We start from the raw sequence: 19,392 nt of genomic DNA on the forward strand, positions 1-19,392 counted from the left end.
GCTATTTATATTCATCTTCGGATATCAAATCATTTTCATCTGTTTTTGCAGGAGCATAAACAGAAGCATTAATTTTTCGAACCGTTTTTCCCCATTTGAAAAAACCAAAAACAGCTCCCAAAGTGGCATAGGAAAGAAACAAAACAAATAGCATGACTTCGGGGTGAAGTAAGACAACAAAAAGAATTCCAACCCCAATGATCAAGTAATGGAAAGGGAGTCGTTCCTTTAAATCAAGATCTTTAAAGCTACGGTATCTAAAATTGCTGACCATCACAAAGGCAAGCAGAATCATAATTCCAAGCAATAAAACATTGCCCCAGGGACTCCAGTCAAGCTCAGTGAAGGCCAAAACACTGGAAGCGACAATTCCACCAGCCATGGGAATAGGTAATCCCTGGAAGTAATTTTTTTCAATGATATTTACTTGAACATTAAATCTGGCGAGTCGAATTGCGCCACAGGCGACATATAAAAAGCAAGCCATCCAGCCAAGTCGACCAAAGGGTTGGAGTGCCCATTGAAACATTAAGATCGCTGGAGCAACGCCAAAACTGACCACATCGCAGAGAGAATCATACTCAGCTCCAAATTTACTCGTAGATCTTGTGAGGCGAGCTAATCTGCCATCCAATTGGTCGAATAAAGCGGCAATAACGATAGCGTAGGAAGCATAAACGTAATTTTGTTTCATCGAATAAATAATGGCAAAGAAACCACAAAAAATATTACAAGTGGTAACTAAATTTGGAAGGATATAGACATACATTCCAAATTTTTTTTCACTTAATTCAGGCTGCTGCGACGATGATTCCATTTTGATTTTAGAGAAAAAACTCTATCTCCTACACTAAATAATTTATAAAAAACCGAATAAATAAAATAATCCTGATAAACCTAATCCGCTTACAATGGGAATAGTCAAGTTATCATCCAATTTAGCTATGGGCACTAACTCGGCTAAGGCTCCAATAATTCCAGCTAAAACAGCTACTAAAATAACGCGATCTAACAAAAGATCATGATAAATAAGATAAAGAATCGTTAGTCCGGCACAAATTAAGAAGGCAGCAAAAAATCCTTGAATGGTCTTGTCTCCATAAATTTTGTCCCTTCCAAAGCGAATGCCAAAATAGCTAGCGAAGGGATCAGCAAAGGCTAAAAAAAGAAGGCTCAACGAGACCACTAGGGGGTTAAAAAATAGCACTAAAATCATAACTCCTAAAAATAAATAAGTAGTTCCCGCCAGATGATTTATCTCGTGTTGTCTCATGATAGGTTTAAAATAGTAGATAAAAAAAGTGTTAACATTTTTATTATTTTTTCTAAGAATATCCATAGAGACAAACAAGATAGCGCCAAGAACAACAAGAAATTTAGAAAAATTAGTTGGCAATATTTGAAACAGAAGAAAAATTAAAACCACGCCTGAAATATGCCATATTTTTCTAGCCCAATGAATATCAGAACGCTTTTTAAAGTTCATTTCGGTAACATAGAAGAAGAGCCTAATCGTGTCAATAGGGTGATTAGTTGTCTCGATTGATAATAAAAAAAGCTGTTTTTTCCGTGGGTTCTTTCTTCTTGGCGGTTATCTTATAAGCTACAGAAATTTTGTTAGCACCTACCGTCAAAGGAATGAGATCGGTTTTATATTTTTTTTCCGCGATTTCGAATATGGAAGCTGTGTACCCGTTGGACAAATTTATTATTTTAAGCTGATCTAATTTCAAGCAATGATTTCCGGTGAGAATGGCTGATTCATTTTTGGTTTTAATGGTGAGGCTATCATTATTGCAAGCTAAATTTATAACTAATTCATTGCTGTAGGAAAAATTTTTTAATTTGTTTATCGAGCGAGGAAATAATTCAGGATTTTTTTTAATGGAAGCTGGCGCTCTTCCTTCGGGTGTTAAGGTTGTTTCAGAAGGCGACCGAAGGGGACTTTCCATTGGACCTTTTAATTGGTATATAATTCCAATTCCCAAGAAAGATAATATAAATAAGTTTGCCAGAATGAACTTCATGACAAATCATTCGGCAATATTTTGACAGGTATTAAGGCCAGTTTTTTAGGGCTCTTGCAAGAAAAGTTCTCCTAGCGCGAGTCCTAAGTAAGATTCTATTTGTTTTTATCAATAGAGATTGCAAATTTTTTGACGCCTGCAGCTTTAATAATATCTAACACGGCGATGACTCGGCCATGGGAAACATCTTTGTCTGCAGAAATAACAGCCTGAACCTCTGGATTTTTAGCTAGCTCTTCCTTAGCCTTTTCAGAAATTTTTGTTTCACTTGAAAAAACACCATTTAAATTTAATCGTCCATCTACAGTGATTGACACATTCAGCTTGCTCGCCTGGGTTTGATCTCCAGTAGCGGCTTTTGGTAGGTTGACATTGATAGAAGGCTTCATAAACATGGGAGCTGTTACCATAAAAATAATTAAAACAACCAAAATGATATCAACCAGCGGGACAACGTTAATGTCAGATAAGGGTTCTTCATCTTGATATTTCATTCCCATAATTATAAACCTTTTCTTTTGGCATAGGTAAGGCCGAGTTCTTTGACACTCTCAATGCTTTGTAGAATAGACTTAACTTGACGGCTAAAGTAGTTATAGAAAATAACAGCGGGGATAGCTACAAAAAGTCCAGCAGCGGTAGCTACTAAAGCTAATGAAATTCCTGCCATTACGGTTTGTTGACCCGCGTCCTGTGAGGTTGCGAGATCGTTAAACGCTTTCATGATTCCCAAAACAGTTCCTAATAGTCCAATATAGGGAGCATTGGATCCAACTGTAGCTAAAAAACTCAAAAACTTTTCTAACTCAGGTTTGATGCTTAAGGTATAGGTATTAAACAATTCTTCCAAACCTTTAGAGCCACTTTCTTTGATATGTTTCAAAGCATAATTAGCAATCCTTCCCTCAAAAGAAAGAGGGTCCCGAGCGAGATCTTCAAAAAATTCAACTTGATGGTTTTGAATTGAGTTTTTAATTTGCTCACGCACTCTCTTAGTTTCACTGTGGACTTTTTTAAGATTGAAAAATCGTTCTAAAATCATACCAACACTCACTAAGCTCAGAAATAAAAGAATCCAGAGAACGGCTTGATCAATAACATGAGCAAAAGTAAAAATTTTTTCAGTTAACACAAATCACCTACCTTATTGCATGAATCTATGAATACAATATTCACTGGGAGTCTCATGATGGTCAAGGTGATTTTTATTCTATTTATTTTAGTCTTATCTTCCTGTAAAAATAAGAACGATCCAAATTATCTAATTATCCTTATTGAAAATCTCAACTCCAAAGCTATTTATTGTGATACTGAAGAAAATCAAAAAAAAAGATCTGGGTTTCAAGTCGTTTGTGATGAGTTTCATAAATTTACTCATGTCTATACCACATCAACTCAAGGTTTACCGGCACTGACTTCTTTGCTTACGGGGCTCTATCCTTATGATCATAAGGTGCGATCTAATACTGAAAATTATTTAACACCGGAGTTTCAAACCTTTATCGAAGACGCTAAGGAAAATGAAAATTATAAGACTCGCTTTATTTCTGGAGGCCAACCATTTTTTAGAAAAAGTGGAATTCATCAAGGTTTCGACTTGTTTGATGACCATATTTCATCAGAAAAAGACATGAGATCATTAAATGAAAATCTAGAAATTTATTTTAGTCAGTTGCAAAATGAAAAAAAGAAAAAACATATTAGCTTGATTCATGTTTCTGACCTTAAGTACACTTTTAAAGAGACCCAAAATGAATTGGCGGAAACGAGAAATTTAACTTTTGATAGTCAAATTGAAGAAGTGGACGAAAAATTATTTTTTTTGTTTTCAAAATTAAAATCAGAGAAAAGTTGGGATAATTTAAAAGTATTTATAATTGGACTCAATGGTCTTCCTAATGTCGATATAAATGCTGAATTCTCACAGCTAAATCTAAAAAGTGATAGCACACAGGTTGCATTTTATTTTAAAGATGTTAAAAAAAATGCTATCAACGCCAAACCCCAAGTCGTCAGTACCGTTTTATCATTGAAAGATATCGGGGAAATGTTTAAAAATTCATTTCAAAAAACCAAAACTGAATCTGAATCTTATGAATCTTCTGAATCTTCTGAATCTAGAGAAAAAATAAATGAGCAAGCTGCTAACTTTAAAGATTTTGACATCGAGAAAGTTAAAGAAATTAACCAAGAAAGAAGCGATTACATTGTTATCGAATCGGCCTGGGCTAAAAGTAATCAGTTGGGTGATATTAGGGCAGCTATCATAGATGAAAACTATCTGTTTATTTTTGATAAACAATTTCAACTTTTTAATAGATTGTCTGATAGTAATGAACAATACCCACAACCCCTCAATGGATTTCTCGTTGAACGAATAAAAAGGTACGAGAAGTATTTATTCGAAAAAAACTATCAATTATTTGAAAAAAGCAAAAATTTAAAGTTGGTTTTAAACGACTTCAATTTGTTAATTAAGGAAAATTATAGTCAAAACTATCGTTCTGAGTTTTATGAATATTTTAAACTTTTAAGTTTAATTGAAAAAAAAGATTTAGCTCAAATTGAATTGATGATAAATAAAAATCCTGATCTCAAAAAAGATGAGTGTTTAAATGGTTATCCTAAATTGTTCATTAGTATTGGAAAAAAAAGAAACTGTCACCACTTGGCCAGTAGATTATTTTTAGATTATATTGACCCCGAATTATCTAACAATAAAGATTTAAAAGTTTTCGTTCAAAGTGAGCTTTCCAGTTTGCAAGTGATAAGAAATCTTTATCGAAAGAATTTAAAGTTAAATTTGGATTACTTTCCAATCGCCACATTTAAGGTAGAAAATATTAGGCCTTATATTATTTTAACATTAGGGCACTTTCCTACAAATTAACAAGACCCATCCAAAATGGATTTTCTGAATGATGTTTAATTTGTGATTTTACAAAAGAATCTAGAGTGCTATCCTTCTTATTGAGGAGCCAAGAGCTCGGAGATAGACTGTTATCTGAAAATAGCAACAGTTTGTCACCATCTTGTATTTCGACTGTTCCCACTTGAAAATGGCAATGCATTTCAGTGCCTAGGAATTGTCCTGGTAATGAAAGACTAGATCCTTTTTTTGGCTTCATTGCAGGAGGCGAAAAAGTAATAGGAATAGGATCATCGCTGAGGAGTATCGCATTGGGATTTCCTACTTGCACCCAGGTTAACTGAAATTTATTTTTAAGTAAGATCAGTATTTCATAGCAAGTTCTTAGCTCAGAATTATTTTCGGAGCGGTAAATTTGATCGTTAGCAATAAGGGTAGCCATTCTCAAGCTGTTGCTGTCTTTTGTTAATGCCAAATTGTATTCAAACGGAGAAGTCGCTTCGAAATCTCCTTGCGCGGCAAAAAGAAATTTTTCAATTTCGTTAGTAATCACCTCTTTCATTTTTCCTTCACCCCATGAAGTAAGAATAATCAAAAGATCCAAGCTTTGGCTCTGGAAAACAAAAGGAGCAGGTCTTACTAACTTGGTATTGTAGTTTTTTTCTTCAATTCTCATTAGTGCGCCCCGTATTTTTTAAGTTTAGTAAAGGCCTTAATGTAATATTCTCCATCTTGTACATCCATCAGAATGATTTTTTTCCATTTCTCAATAGCGCAGGATTTATTTTCAGTGCATTCTACCTGGCTATAAGTCTCTTCGATGGTGGCCTCTTCCCATATGGGTTTAATCTCTTTTGCTAACTCCCGTTTAAAGAGAGTAATTTTTTGATCTAAGGTCATATCAATGGGATTCACTTTGAGTGCCGCCTTTAATCTTTGAATAGCTTCTTTGTACTTTTTTTCAGAAGCTAGTTTTTCAGCTTCTTGCACAAAGCTAATGGATTTCATGGAAATCATTTTTTCAATTGAAATGATTTTACTATTGGATTCTTTTTTTAGACCTTCAGGGTCTGGAAGATTTTGTTTGAGAACCGCTTTGTAGTCTTCAATGGCTTGCAGGAAGTTTCCTTCCTGCTCGGTTTTAACGGCTTTCTTGTATATCCACTTCAATTTAGACACATTTTCTCTATAGACCTTATTCTCTGCCATTTTTCTTAATTTTTCTTCTTCAGCCTGTTGAATTTTCAATTTGGCAGACTGAATTTTTGGATGAGCGGGATTTAAATAAATAACAGAAGCAATACAATTGTCGTATTCCGACATGGTCATCGATGGATTGCTTTTTAATTTAGTGGCACATTGATCTGCTATCTGAGTCAGTTTCTCTTCATTTTTTCTTTGCTCTTCCTGCTTTGTATTATATTCTATGATTTCCTTTTCCGCCTCTATAGCCAGAGCCGATTTCTTATCTAGTTCCTCTACTTCTTGCCCAAACTTCGTTTTTTTAAAATTGATCTCTAGCTCCTCGAATCTTTTTAAAATTTTTTGAGTTTCATCAAGAGCTAAACGAAAAGACTTTTTAAAGTAGTAATCATTCGCAATTTCTTTTCTCTGTTTTAATAGGGAGAGTTCATTTGGATTCATTTTAGCAAAAGGATCATTTGATCTATTTGGCTTGGTCGAAGTTGGAGGAGCCAATACTTCCGTATAAAATACGGCGGCCAAGACTAAAAAAACAACACCTATCAATACCATGCGAATTTTCTTCTTTTTTAAACTTTCATCATCCTCTTCTTGAATCTGGCTATTCAGTTGAGCTTGATTGTTTAGCGGGTCATTTAATTGATAAGCAAGATTTGGATCCATATAATGAGAAGACATTGGAGGTGGAAAGCTAGAATTCAAATTTGGTAGATTTTGTGGTTCGTAGAGTGATGGAACATGGGGTTCTTGACTATTAAGTTCTTCAAGTGGAATTGGTTGCAGGGCCATTAAGCCTTTATCAAAGTTTGAGTTTTTTAATTCGAAAAGCATTGTGGTATCAAGAACTTGAATTTTATCCCCGCTTCTTAATTTGACTTCTTCATTTGGGACAATGTTTTTGTTATTTAAAATAGTTCCATTAACGCTTCCCAAATCCACTAAGAAAAATTCTGAGTGGAGGCTTTTGATTTTAAATTGTTTTCGACTCACCCGCTGATCATCGATTAAAATCTCGCAGTTTGGGTCTCTTCCAGCAGTCCATTCCTTCAGATGAGTCAGACTAATGGTTTTTTGCAAGTGAAGGTCTTCGTTGACAAATTGAATTTGTGGAATAGTTTCGATCTTTCCAACGACGGTTTTTTCAAATTCATCATTTTGGTTTTCAGTTTCTGGACTTGGAGGGTTCTCCGTTGCCGAAGGTAAACCAACGGACCTATTTTTATAAAATTCAAATTCATAAGGCGGAATAAAAAAAATCGTATCCTCTGAAAAAGAGATATTTTTTACTTTTTCATTTTGGTAAATCACATCACCAAATTTAGAAAGGACTTCTAAATGCCAATAATCATCAGAGTATTTTAAACTAAAATGTTCTCTTGATACAGCCTTTTCGGCCCCAAGTAAAATTTCAACGCCTTCTTTCCTCCCAGCAGTGTAGGTTAACGCTGGGTCTAATTCAATTTGATGAATATATTTTCCATTTTTTTTTACTTTAAGGAGAGCCATTTTTATTGCCTCCCCAATTCGTCAAGGGAAGCGCATTCATCATAAAATTGCTTTGCTTCTTTGTATCGAGAATGTTTCATATTATTTTTAATATATAATAAGACATTTTGAAAGGCGGCTTTGCACATTCTATAATTATTGCTTTCGCGGTATTTTTTTCCTTCAGAAAAATTAAAATCAATAAGTCGATCTAAATTTTGTTTGGACTTTAAATGGTACTTAGCTGCATCTTCTAAACTTGGATCGCTTTGAAAAGCGGAAGCAAGAAATTCAATGGCCTTATGATATTGGCCATTATTATATTCGCGCATTCCACTAACAAAGAATTGTTTGGCCATGGATTTTCTTGAGTCTTTATTTTTCTTTAGTTCTTTCGCTTTCTCTAATTCTTCCATGGACTTTTTAAAACGGACTTCATCCTGTAAGAGAGGGGTTATGATACCATTGTTTGTTGGTACTTCTTCTGCATTTTTTTTTGGTATTAACAAAATGATACCGATGAGGACAGCCACACCAAAAAGGATGAGATAAAGTTCATTGCCACTTTTTTTCTTATTCGATTTTTGTAAATGTGGTCGAGGTAAAGGTTCCGATTTTATAGAAGAAGGAGGCGCCAAATGAATTGGAGATGTTAATTTTAGTGGAGAAGTCGTTTTGGGAATTGGTTGCAGGGGATTCTTAAATTGAATTGACAAGGGTTCTGGAAGTTCCAAAGTGTCTTCCTTGGGAGAGGATATTTTTAATTCAGTATCTCCGGCAGTGAGGGTCGTATTATCTTCAATTAGGGCTTGGTCTTCTTTTAGACCATTGATTAATATAAAGTTTTTAGTGGACATGTTATAAACATAATAATTTCCATCAGAAAATTTTATTTCTGCATGTAACCGACTTGTTTTGGGATCATTTGATAAAACAATATCGTTTTCTTGACCACGGCCAACAGTGATTAAACTCTTGTCTTTGAAATTAAATTTTTGGCCTAAATGGGGGCCAGAAATTATTTCTATTTCAAGTTCATAGGGAGTTAATTTCAAAGCTTCTCCCATCAAGAATCTTCCTTTTTAGGAATTATTGTGAATAAAAAATAACTTGGTTGATCATTTTCAGTAATAACATGACACCTGATAATAACGCTTCCCCTGCCCATATCGAGCTCTTCCTGATGAATCTGATTGGGTATAGCTGTTGCTTTTTGCATCAGGTTATCAATATTTAACTTTAAAGAGGCATCTACGATAGCGTCGATTCCTTGGTTCATTAAGTTTTCCATAGAATTCTGACAAAGCGATTCAAAGTTGCTATTGAGGTTAATGATTTTTCGGTTAGGAGTCACAGCAAAAGAAGGATCCCGAAAATGTTGAATGAGCATTGAAGCTTCAAAATCTTTATTTTTTAAATTGGACGAGGGGCGGTTGTCCCCATGAAGGTATCTTGTCATTAAGCTGGATAAGTTCCCAGCAAGGGCTTGTAAAGGCGGAAACAAGAAGGTGTTTTCAATATGTTCATTTTTTTCTCTCATAGCTAAATCCAATTGTCTGTTCAAGCTTGCAATGGGAAATTCAATTAATTTATAGAGGAAAAAATATAAAATCAGCCCTACGAGAATAGCAATAACCAAATTCTGCATAAACAAACTAATAACAATACCTTCATCAAAAGCCAGGGTAGAGATATCATAGATGACAATGGCATAGGCGACCGGAACGGCTTCTTGCTTATCTAGATCATACTTATCTATGGGGAAGGCCGCAGCGATGGTGGTGTAATCGATACTCTTAACGAGGTCACGACCAGATCGCAGAGCTTCATTGATAAATGGAATGTCCAAGGTTCTTCCTGATTTGGTGGCTGGTGCCATGACACTTCCATCGTGTCTGTTAACAATAAGAGCTTCTTTGACTCCGTCTTCTTTTTCTATGGAATAAGTGTAAAGTGAAGCTCCATTATTTTCAGAAATGGCTTTCTTATTTGTTTCAGCTAGGGCACGTGCCAGAGACATCGTTCTTTTTTTAGCCTCTCCTTGGATGCTATCTCTGGTAATGGACACCATAGGGATGAGGGATAATAAGGTGACTACAAAAATAAAAATGCCAACAAATCCGCCCAAAACATATTTAAATTCAAAAAGTTGAGCTAACTTGTAAACGGAGGGTAAAACCACTTGATTCATATAGGTCTCAAATTTAACTTTAAAACTTAATGACTCTTGAGGATCAAAATCATGAGGTTGTTTAAAATCAGGTTCAGCATTTCTTGATGCGAGATTCAGATGAGGTTGAGGGATGGCTTGTGGATCTCCATGTGAGTTTAATTGCTGATTTAACCGGGGACTTGCGTAGGTTTGAGCGGCCAAGTTTCCAGAATGAGTTCGTGTCGTTACAAAGGCCGTATTCGTTTTCGGTTGTGGAGTTGGAATGATGTCTAAATAGATATCATGCAATGAAAATTTTTCGCCGAATTTAATCTCAGATTTCTGAATTCTAGTGCTATTGACATAGGTCCCGTTGCTTGAGTTTAAATCAATGAGAATCGTTTTGTTTTTAGTCAGGTGAAGTTCACAATGCTCTTTAGAAACTCCCTGGGCCATCAATTGAATATCACATCGAGAAGACCTACCGATGGTATTTTTTCCCTGCTTTAAAGTAAAAAATTGGCCAGCTTGAGGACCGTTGAGAACTCTAAGAGACCACATATAATTGATCTCCTTTAGATTTCAGATCCGTGAGCAATTGTTGATTTTTTGTCTTATTCCATAATTCACTCATATATACCTATTTCATAAAGCTTAGCGCCACAGGTCCTAAAATCATAATAAATACGGCAGGGACAATACAAAACATTATGGGGATCATAATCATTTGTGTGGCTTTCTCTCCTGCCTTTTCAGCCCTTACAAATCTTTCCATTCTAATTTGTTCTGATTGATCCTTTAATACTCTCGCTATCGGAGCCCCTGATGCCTGAGCATCCAGGATAACGGCGATAAACGAAGTGATTTCTGTCATCTCCAAGCGATCAACCATTTTTTTTAGGGCCTCTTCCCGAGAAGAACCCATCTGGGTTTCATGAATGACAATGGATAATTCCTGAGCTAAAACACTGTCAGTTCCTTTGGCTTTTTCTATTAATTTTTGAATCGCAGAGAAAAATTCTAAACCCGCCTCAACAGAAAGAGCCAATAGGTCTATAAAAAAAGGCAAATCTCCACGAACACTGACTTCTCTTTTTTTCTTTTCTCCAAGAGAATGCATGATCGGAAGATAAAATCCTAAAGGAATTAAAATGAAAATCATCAAGTAGGGTATCTCTAATTGAAGAGCAAAATTCAGTAAGGAAAAAAACAATGGAAACATAACTCCCCAAAGGATTTGCAGGCCAATAAATTCGTCTTCGTTGAGTTCAGAAGAGAGACCACCAATTTTTATAAATCTTAAAATTTTTTTTCGATAATCTTGATTTTTTATTTTAAGAGCGTGTTGAAGGGTAAATTGATGAACCAGGGGACGAGACATATTGATTATTGGGTTCTTTGAAATGGCAGGAGTTTCATTATTCGCCCAGTTTAATTGCGCTTTATCATTGTTATTTTGAATAAAAGCAGAAACAAAAAAATATATCGAAATTCCACCAGCAAAAACACCTAAGAATAACATTATATTATCGCTTCCCATATTTCATCCTTCGTGGTTTATTTACGTTGCTATGAAAAAAATATTTCTTGCCTCTCAATCGCCCAGAAGATCACAATTGCTTGAAAAAGCAGGAATTTTATTTCAAACGCTTCCCATCTCTACATCGGAATTTGTGGACAAAAAATTGATGATTGAAGCTCAGATTTTGAATATAACACGACAAAAGTTGGTAGAAGCAGAAAAATATTTAAGCTACCAGACTGGTCCTTCAGCACTGATCATTTGCGCTGATACAGAAGTTGTTTTTGAGGGGGCGCTGCTGGGAAAACCAAAAAATCAAGAGGATGCCAGACAAACTTTAAGACGCCTGTCTGGGAAAAACCATTTCGTCAAGACGGCTTACATCATTAAAGATGTCGTCACTCATTTAGAAATTTCTCATATTGAGACAACCATTGTTTACTTTAGACAATTACCTGAAGAGTTAATTAGGGATTATGTGGCAACAGGTGATCCCATGGACAAGGCCGGCTCCTACGGCGCTCAAGGAATAGGTGGAAGTTTTATTGAAAGGCATGAGGGCCTTATGAGTAATGTTATCGGACTACCCATCGAAGTATTAATTTTAGATTTGAAGCGATTTGAAAGAGGCTAGTTTTTTTTAGCTTTAATAAGTAAAAAACATTTTTGTATGATGTCCGAATCAAATCCTCTTGAAAGTAAAAAACGGGTTAACTTATTCTTATCTTCTTTTTCAAGAATTAGAGTTTCATTTGACGCATTGGCTTGAGGCAATTTTTTTCTTAAGGAAATATTGTTTAATTTTTTCTCGAGTAATAGAAAGGCCTTTTCGATTTCAATCTCTGGATTTTTTTTAATAGCAGGCAAGCCTTTTTGTGCTAAGTAAGCATTGATGTATTTAATGCCTTTTTTCTTTCGATTTAATGATTCTGCCCAACGTTCAGAAAGATAAGCACCTTCTTGCAACCAACGGTTGTCCCTGGCCCAATTGATGACAGAAAAAATCTCTTCGTCGGAATAAAGCCTCTCTTTTCTGTTGTCCCATTTCTTAACTCTGGAAAGCTTCTGCTTAAGTTCTTTTTCAGAATGATCTCTTTTGGCTAAAAGATCCATCACTCTTTTTTTGATACTCATGTTTTGATACTCAGAAAAAATCTATTAAAATAATAAAGAAAAATTCAATAAAAGAATGTTCACTCGTGTTTCCCCACCAACGAGGACGATCCTTGCTTCTGGATTATAGGTAAATTTTTCAAGAAGACGGATTCGTTTTCCTCCGCCAACCATAATTCCCACTTTAGCTTCATTTCCACCTTTATCATTAACTACATTTTGAATTCCAATGCCAGCCTTAGCATACAAGGACTCCTTAAGATCGGTATCAAAGTTATAAACACCGAATCCCATGGCTTCTAAATAATTGGATGAATACCCACCTCCACTTAAGTTGTTCAAATGTATTTCGCCACCGGCTTGGATATTATTTTTGATGACTTTTGATAGAGACACCTGCGCTTCTACTTTAGTATAACTTGCAGAACTTTCTTTGTAAGTGCTGATTTCACTTCGAGAGAGAGCTGTTTGTAATTCATAGTCAAATCCTGCTAAATAGGAATCTTGAACGGGTGAAATCAAAGAACTGGCTGGCTTTTGGGTTGATCCAGAGGGTTTTCCTTTAGCCAAGGAAAAGGGTGTTAATGCTAATGATAGTGATAATAAAACAAAAACAAAAACTGAACTGATATTTTTCATAAAACCTTCTTTGTTGATCAATTAATTTTGATAAAGCTTATAATATTTCTAATCTGGCATATTTAACAACAAATTTTTTAATTGTTTGATCGGAAAACAAAACGCTGACCTTGAGCATGTCCCCATCCCCCTCAGTTTCAAAGACAGAACCTGTGCCAAATGTAGGGTGTTTCACGCGCATCCCTTTGCGAAAGCTTGTAGATTTACCAGGTCCCTCATCGGGGAAGGACTGATCTTCAAAGCCAGAATCTGAATAGACATTTTTCGATTTTCTCTTGTCGTGGGCGAAAGAATTGGATTCAAAAAAAGTTTCTTTTTCAACAAATCCATGTTTTTCTGAAAATCCATGGCTACGATGTGAATATTTTTGAACAAAGGAACTTGTTGTCGAGGTTTTGAATTGAATCAACTCTTTAGGGATTTCTTTTAAAAAACGAGAAGGAGGATTGACTTGATCCTGTCCCCATATTTTTCGTGTTCTTGCATAGGTTAAAAATAGTTTCTTTCTAGCACGGGTCATCCCCACATAGGCTAATCGTCGCTCTTCTTCCATATCATCTTCAGAATTATCATCATGGCGCAAGCTCGGGAATAAACTTTCCTCCAGGCCAACAATAAAAACATAGGGGTACTCTAGGCCCTTTGAAATATGTAAGGTCATTAAGGTCACTGAGTTAAGCTCCTGATTGAGCTGATCTGCATCAGAAACCAAAGCCATTTCTTCTAAAAAAGATTGTAGAGTGGCCTCATCCCCGCGTTCTTTCATAAATTGAGTGATTGCATTATCAAGTTCTTCGAGATTGTCGATACGAGCTTCGGCCTCCGTGGTATCTTCGGATTTAAGAGCTTTCAGGTATTCAGTTTTTTCAAGAACTAAATGATAAAAATCATTCAGTTTGTAATTTGTGGAATCCTCTCTTAATCCCTCGAGGAGATCAAGAAAGCGCCTTAATTTACTGGTGGTGCCTGAATTAAAAATTTTACTATCAATGGCTTTTTGAATACCTTGAAGAAGTGTCATTTTATTTTCAAAAGAGAGGGCTTCCACTTTCTCAAAAGTAGCTTTTCCTATTCCCCTTGTCGGCACATTGATGATTCTTTTTACCGCCATGTCATCAGCCGGATTGAGACTTATTTTTAAATAGCCCAGTACGTCTTTGATCTCCATGCGTTCATAAAAGCGAACTCCCCCCACGAGACGATAAGGGATTGAAAAAGTTCGGAGTTGCTCTTCCAGAACTCGGGACTGAGAATTTGTTCGATAGAAAACAGCATAATCCTGATAGGTTCCTTCGCCTTCAGAGATCATCGTTTGAATACTTTTGATCACAAAGCGGGCTTCATCATATTCATTGCGTTCTTCTTGAAGAGAAATCAAGTCGCCTGAATGATTGTTGGTAAACAAGGTTTTATCTTTTCGTTGTTGGTTATTTTTAATAACCGCTGTAGCTGCCTGAACGATATTATTTGTGGATCTGTAATTTTCTTCAAGTTTAACTACTTTGGCTTCATTAAAATCTTGTTCGAAGTCTAAAATATTTTTGATATCGGCTCCGCGCCAGCTATAAATAGACTGATCTTCATCGCCTACCACGCATAAATTTCTATGAGATTGAGCTAACATTTTCACAATTAAATACTGAATATGGTTAGTGTCTTGATATTCATCTACCATAATGTATTTAAATTTTTCTTGATAATCTTTAAGTAAGTCAGGATACATCACAAACAATTCATGAGTTTTTAACAAAAGATCGTCAAAATCCAATGCGTTCGCTTTTTTCATTTCTTGCTCATAGTGTTTAAAAACCTCTAAGGTTTTTACATCCATGGTTGAGCGATTCCCTTTGCTGATAGCTTCGGGAGTGAGGCCATTCATTTTGGCAAAACTAATTCGAGACTGAAAACTTTTTGGAGGAAAAATCTTATCATTGATATTCAGTTGCTGACAAACTTTTTTAATTTGAGCTAGCTGGTCTGAAGAATCATAAATCGTGAAAAAAGGTTTATAGTGCAACAGAGTTAAATGTTTTTTCAAAACGCGTACGCAAAAACTATGAAAAGTGTTAATCCACATTTCCCCGTGAATGATCACATTCATGTCAGACAAGAGTTGAAAAATACGACTTTCCATTTCTCTGGAAGCTTTGTTAGTAAAAGTCACACATAAGATTTCATCCTCACTGGCTTTTCCAGAGGCAACAATTGCGGCTACCCTATGTGTTAAAACTCTGGTCTTGCCCGAACCGGCCCCAGCAAGAATCAATAAGGGGCCATCCAGAGTCATGACAGCTTCACGTTGAGGAGAATTTAATTTTTCAGTTAAGAAAGCAGGAATTGCGTGCATCGGTCCAACTTCTATAGCCTAAGGAGGCAGCTGTCATTTATTGAAACACAGCGCAACCTGATCTGTGTCATATTTTTTAGCACTTACCATGGGAGAATAGATTCTGCAGATTCAACTATCATGTGACAGGAGGACAAAATGAGTTATTTAGCCAAGGATACAATGTCAAATAACCTAATCACGATTGATTGGAAAGCGTCTTTAGCAAGGGCCTATGAAATAATGAAAGAACATAATATCCGTCACTTGCCAGTGAGAAATGACGAAACAGTCATCGTTGGCATGTTATCAGAAAGAGATCTCTTAAGGGCGATGAAGTCTGATTTTAGCAAAGATCATCTCGTTCCTTCCGAGTACAGTCAATTTTCTCCGGAAGCTATTGTGAGAGATTTCATGAATTGGCCAATCAAAACAGTGAACAAAAGGGACAAATTAGAAACAGTAGTGCATAAGATGCTGAATGAAAAAATTTCTTCAGTTCTTGTTGTTGATCAGGCTCAAGAACTAGTTGGTATCATTACTACCGATGATTTGATTTCTCTATTATTAACCTTTTTACGTGATGACTCTGAGAAGAAAACCATGGAAATTGGTAATTTATTCAATTCAGACTGGATCCCCACCACGATCTTATCCTAAATTGAAAGTGTCTCTTTTTGATATGAATAAGCGTCTCTTTTTGCTCATTATTTGACAATTTCCATAGTGGTTGTTGTAATTTAGAGAGGGGGAACCTTATGTTTTTAAATAATTATAGATTATTAAGAATTTTTTTACTCACTTTTGTTTTTGCAGTCCTGGGTGTTTGGGTTTTTCACAGTTCTCAAGAAAAGTCCCAGGTGGTAAAGGGAAAGTGGCTGATCGCTCATACCCCTGAGAACGCCCGGCTTGTTGAACAAGCGAGGGAATTTGCAAAAAATGTTTTTGAGAGAACCCAAGGGAAATTGCAATTTGAACTGATATTTCCTCCTCCGAAAGTACGAGATGGAAATAATTTTTCTGTAGCCGTGGACACGATGCTCGCAGGAGAAGCTGACGTGAGCCAGATAGGAATTGGCGCTTTGGCTACCTTAGACGATAAATTTCAAATTTTAGATATGCCGTATTTATTTAAAAATCATGATCATGCAGCCAGAGTTTTAGATGGCGACATTGGTCAGAGAATCAGAGATAATTTTCTGGCCTCTAACAAAGAGATTAGATCTTTAGACTTTACCTATTCTGGAGGGTATCGAATTTTTGTTTCAAATAAGCCAATAAGGAGCGCCGAGGATTTAGCAGGAAATAGGATATTGAGTTATCGAAAGAAATCTCTTTTTGAATCACCAGAAGCCCCTCCCGAAGATGAAGGCGTAAGAAAACTAACACAAAAAGTTTTTGGTTTTAAATTAATTTCACCAACAAATATTGAAAACATGAGTTCTGTATTAGACTTTTTTAGACGGGGTGATATTTCGATTGCTGAAGATCATTTTAGTCATTTTACGAGAGTTTTTAAAAAATTTGGTATTGTCCCAAATAAGATGCATTATTTCTGGGAAACCAATCATAGTTTGTTTATGACTTCCATAGTTGTAAGAGAAAAATTTTTTCAATCTTTAAGTCCAGAAGCTCAAAAAATTTTAGTGGAGGAGTCTCGAATTTTAGCTCTTAAGGAAAGGGAGGATTCCATTCAGGTCGATGCATATGCCAAAACTTGGTTGATAAATAGCGGTTACGATGTTTCAGTTCCAAGTCGTTCAGAGAAGAAGAAACTAGAAAAAATGGTAGAACCGGTTTATTCTCAATTTAAAGAAAAACTTGGCGCTGACATTATTGAAAAGATTCAAGAGCTTGGAAATAGGATGGAAATTTCTGCTAAGTAATTCAGCAAATTCTAACCTGTGTAAACTGATGACAGTGGATAAATTTTTACATGGGGCTAGTTAAATCCATCGATTGAGATTATATTCCGATCGATGTTTCAGAGGTTGTTTCTTTTTTTTATCCCAATCCGCCCTATAAATTTGGAGACTAGTGTCGTTTGGTGGCTCAGCAGGCGCGCCCTAGGTGCCACTTTAACCACAGGGTTATCAACAATTTTTTTGCTTTCTGGTTGTGGCAGGTCTTTTAACTCGGAGGCATTGACTGCCAATGGAAACATTAAAGTTTTAATATTGAAAAACAAAGAAGCAATTTCTGAAATAGAAGCTGAAGAGACAAATCCATTTGAATTTAAGGTTGTTGAGCTTCTTAATATTTATGATTTGATTTCCTTGTCTGGAAAATATGCCCGATTTTACACAAACGCCACAAATAAGAATAATAACTTAAAAGGAACACAGCCTAAAGCTCAGTTTTTTAAAAACAAAAAGGGATACTTCGTTGCTAAAAATAATTTTTCTCTGGAGTTAGCGACTCTTTATTATCACACTCAAAACCTTGCCCTCATTGATCAAAAAATTGGTGCAAATCAACTCAATTCACTACCAAGAAAAATAGTGATTGGAACAAAAATTTCCAATAGTTCATTTCAAGAAAATAATGCCATTTATGATGGGGGAATGGATGCCATCATTTATCTTGATTACACGGAATCCAATTTGGCATTGCCATTTAACGGAGGAATTTTTGCCCATGAGTACTTTCATTCTTTGTTTTATAAAGCGGTTCAAAAGGGACTTGAATCAAATGCATTCTTTAAAGAAAATAGAGACACTTCAGAAGAAAAATTTGATTTAAATTTAGCCGTGCCCAAATTTGAGAAAAACAAATTTATTGAAAATAGCAAAATGAATCCTCATTCTTTTAAAAAGAATTTATCCTTAGAGCTAAATGATATCAAATCTCTCTCAAAGCAAAATATCAAGGATTACTATGTACTCTTGCTGAAAGGCCTAAATGAAGGAATTGCAGACTTTTGGGGTTGGACCTATACACAAGATAAAAACTTTATCTTACATTCGATTTCCAAGATTCCATCGATACGAACCCTAGACTTAAGAAAACATGATTTGCAGAAGCCCGAATTAGTGACTCAAAATATGATTTTAAATGAAGTGATGGGAACTTTTGTGGATCAGGAAGAAAAGTCAGCCTACATCAATTACTTTTCGTACATTATAGGGACTCGATTTGCCTTGTTTTTTAAGGAGTTAGTTGCTGTTATTTCTAAAGAGCGAAAATTATCCACAGATGAAGCCTCAACCATTGTCATGAAATCAATTTTTAGCTATTTAACCCAATTAGGGGAAAAGCTTGTAAAGCATGAATTTAATCAAAATAAAGTTAATTTAATTTCATCTCAAGATTTGATTTTAGAGTTTAGTCAGCTTCTTAAGCCGACAAAGTTACCTGAGTGTCAATTGATTCTAGATACGATTAATAGTGACACAAAAAATTCAAAAAAATTATCTTGTTTGATGAAGAATGAGATTTACACTCTTTCGTCCCCACAGGAAGAGAGTGCCAGTGATAATTAAGTTTTTAATTCAATTATTAATTCTATTGTTTTTCAGTGGACTTCAGAGCGCTTATGGTTTTTCCATTTCTATTTTTCCAATAAATTTAGAAAATCGATTTGTTCAAACAAATTCTAAAGAATACAAATTCATTCCCCTATCGAATTTTTCATTTTCAATTGGCCACCAATCACATCAAGTATTAATAGAGCACACAGAGTTTGAAAAAAGATCAGGCAATGAAACTCTTAATTTTCTAGAAATAAATCAAGAATATCATTTGAATTATCTCTATCAAGTGACATCGCTTTTTCAAGGCCAGAGCCAAGTTCAGACTAAGAATCAATCAAATATGTTTTTTTTATACATGGGAATAGGTACTGGAGTCTATAACAGCTCGGTGAAAACGCAGTATCTGGCTGTTGAATCAATCGAAAATTCCGGTAATGCCATTTTTATTTCGGGTTTAGTTTCCTTGCAGTTTCAATATTCTTACTTTCACAGTCAACTGGATTTGCGCCTTTTCCAAGCAAAGGACTATTCCCCTCAGCCCCAACCAGGAGTTATATGGCGGGCTGGAATCAAGTTTTAAAAA

Annotated in this window: 19 protein-coding genes; 6 read left to right on the forward strand and 13 right to left on the reverse strand. The window is 35.5% G+C overall.

Annotation, left to right across the window (positions count from 1 at the left end; translation table 11 throughout):
• Window position 1: 1 nt before the first annotated feature.
• From pssA to J0M15_03865, 5 genes are all read right to left on the reverse strand, one after another.
• Window positions 2-817, reverse strand: coding sequence for a CDP-diacylglycerol--serine O-phosphatidyltransferase (gene pssA, locus J0M15_03845; protein MBN8536155.1), 816 nt, complete (start codon window positions 815-817; stop codon window positions 2-4).
• A gap of 42 nt (window positions 818-859) precedes the next feature.
• Window positions 860-1,486 carry a hypothetical protein gene (locus J0M15_03850; protein MBN8536156.1) on the reverse strand — a complete coding sequence of 209 codons (627 nt, stop codon included), beginning with the start codon at window positions 1,484-1,486 and terminating at the stop codon, window positions 860-862.
• A gap of 43 nt (window positions 1,487-1,529) precedes the next feature.
• Window positions 1,530-1,952 (reverse strand): hypothetical protein, encoded by a 423-nt coding sequence (locus tag J0M15_03855; GenBank protein ID MBN8536157.1) that lies wholly within the window; start codon window positions 1,950-1,952, stop codon window positions 1,530-1,532.
• Between the two features lie 170 nt (window positions 1,953-2,122).
• Complete coding sequence (locus J0M15_03860; protein MBN8536158.1) at window positions 2,123-2,527, reverse strand: biopolymer transporter ExbD; 405 nt, start codon at window positions 2,525-2,527, stop codon at window positions 2,123-2,125.
• Window positions 2,528-2,529: 2 nt separating this feature from the next.
• Entirely contained in the window at window positions 2,530-3,159 is a 630-nt protein-coding gene (locus J0M15_03865) for a MotA/TolQ/ExbB proton channel family protein (GenBank protein ID MBN8536159.1), read from the reverse strand.
• Window positions 3,160-3,213: 54 nt separating this feature from the next.
• On the opposite strand from J0M15_03865, the gene J0M15_03870 reads away from it, so the two are divergent.
• Complete coding sequence (locus J0M15_03870) at window positions 3,214-4,917, forward strand: sulfatase-like hydrolase/transferase (GenBank protein ID MBN8536160.1); 1,704 nt, start codon at window positions 3,214-3,216, stop codon at window positions 4,915-4,917.
• On the opposite strand, the gene J0M15_03875 is transcribed toward J0M15_03870, so the two are convergent.
• The 5 genes from J0M15_03875 to J0M15_03895 all read right to left on the reverse strand — a co-directional run bounded on the left by J0M15_03875 (window position 4,907) and on the right by J0M15_03895 (window position 11,258).
• The gene (locus J0M15_03875; protein ID MBN8536161.1) at window positions 4,907-5,572 is read right to left on the reverse strand and encodes a hypothetical protein; all 666 of its coding nucleotides are present in this window, start codon (window positions 5,570-5,572) and stop codon (window positions 4,907-4,909) included. The genes J0M15_03870 and J0M15_03875 overlap by 11 nt on opposite strands.
• Window positions 5,572-7,605 (reverse strand): FHA domain-containing protein, encoded by a 2,034-nt coding sequence (locus tag J0M15_03880; protein MBN8536162.1) that lies wholly within the window; start codon window positions 7,603-7,605, stop codon window positions 5,572-5,574. Before J0M15_03880 ends, J0M15_03875 begins: the two co-directional genes overlap by 1 nt.
• A 2-nt stretch (window positions 7,606-7,607) precedes the next feature.
• The gene (locus J0M15_03885; protein MBN8536163.1) at window positions 7,608-8,651 is read right to left on the reverse strand and encodes an FHA domain-containing protein; all 1,044 of its coding nucleotides are present in this window, start codon (window positions 8,649-8,651) and stop codon (window positions 7,608-7,610) included.
• Window positions 8,651-10,297 carry an FHA domain-containing protein gene (locus J0M15_03890; GenBank protein MBN8536164.1) on the reverse strand — a complete coding sequence of 549 codons (1,647 nt, stop codon included), beginning with the start codon at window positions 10,295-10,297 and terminating at the stop codon, window positions 8,651-8,653. Before J0M15_03890 ends, J0M15_03885 begins: the two co-directional genes overlap by 1 nt.
• A gap of 79 nt (window positions 10,298-10,376) precedes the next feature.
• Entirely contained in the window at window positions 10,377-11,258 is an 882-nt protein-coding gene (locus J0M15_03895) for a type II secretion system F family protein (GenBank protein ID MBN8536165.1), read from the reverse strand.
• 49 nt (window positions 11,259-11,307) lie between these two features.
• On the opposite strand from J0M15_03895, the gene maf reads away from it, so the two are divergent.
• Complete coding sequence (gene maf, locus J0M15_03900; GenBank protein MBN8536166.1) at window positions 11,308-11,892, forward strand: septum formation protein Maf; 585 nt, start codon at window positions 11,308-11,310, stop codon at window positions 11,890-11,892.
• On the opposite strand, the gene J0M15_03905 is transcribed toward maf, so the two are convergent.
• Genes J0M15_03905 through J0M15_03915 form a run of 3 tightly spaced genes read right to left on the reverse strand, consistent with a single transcriptional unit; the run spans window position 11,889 to window position 15,357 of the window.
• On the reverse strand, window positions 11,889-12,392 hold the full coding sequence (locus tag J0M15_03905; GenBank protein MBN8536167.1) for a regulatory protein RecX: 504 nt from the start codon (window positions 12,390-12,392) through the stop codon (window positions 11,889-11,891). The two genes, maf and J0M15_03905, sit on opposite strands and share 4 nt — an antisense overlap.
• Window positions 12,393-12,416: 24 nt before the next feature.
• On the reverse strand, window positions 12,417-13,010 hold the full coding sequence (locus J0M15_03910; GenBank protein MBN8536168.1) for a hypothetical protein: 594 nt from the start codon (window positions 13,008-13,010) through the stop codon (window positions 12,417-12,419).
• 37 nt (window positions 13,011-13,047) lie between these two features.
• Complete coding sequence (locus tag J0M15_03915) at window positions 13,048-15,357, reverse strand: UvrD-helicase domain-containing protein (GenBank protein MBN8536169.1); 2,310 nt, start codon at window positions 15,355-15,357, stop codon at window positions 13,048-13,050.
• A gap of 138 nt (window positions 15,358-15,495) precedes the next feature.
• On the opposite strand from J0M15_03915, the gene J0M15_03920 reads away from it, so the two are divergent.
• The 4 genes from J0M15_03920 (at window position 15,496) to J0M15_03935 (ending at window position 19,389) form a co-directional block, all read left to right on the forward strand.
• A complete protein-coding gene (locus J0M15_03920) occupies window positions 15,496-15,996 on the forward strand; it encodes a CBS domain-containing protein (protein ID MBN8536170.1) in 501 nt (166 codons plus the stop codon).
• 98 nt (window positions 15,997-16,094) lie between these two features.
• Entirely contained in the window at window positions 16,095-17,222 is a 1,128-nt protein-coding gene (gene dctP, locus J0M15_03925; GenBank protein ID MBN8536171.1) for a TRAP transporter substrate-binding protein DctP, read from the forward strand.
• A gap of 93 nt (window positions 17,223-17,315) precedes the next feature.
• On the forward strand, window positions 17,316-18,818 hold the full coding sequence (locus J0M15_03930; GenBank protein MBN8536172.1) for a hypothetical protein: 1,503 nt from the start codon (window positions 17,316-17,318) through the stop codon (window positions 18,816-18,818).
• Window positions 18,808-19,389 carry a hypothetical protein gene (locus J0M15_03935; protein MBN8536173.1) on the forward strand — a complete coding sequence of 194 codons (582 nt, stop codon included), beginning with the start codon at window positions 18,808-18,810 and terminating at the stop codon, window positions 19,387-19,389. Before J0M15_03930 ends, J0M15_03935 begins: the two co-directional genes overlap by 11 nt.
• Window positions 19,390-19,392 lie beyond the last annotated feature (3 nt).

It is taken from the genome of Deltaproteobacteria bacterium (assembly GCA_017302835.1).
Classification (GTDB): Bacteria; Bdellovibrionota; Bdellovibrionia; order Bdellovibrionales; family Bdellovibrionaceae; genus UBA2316.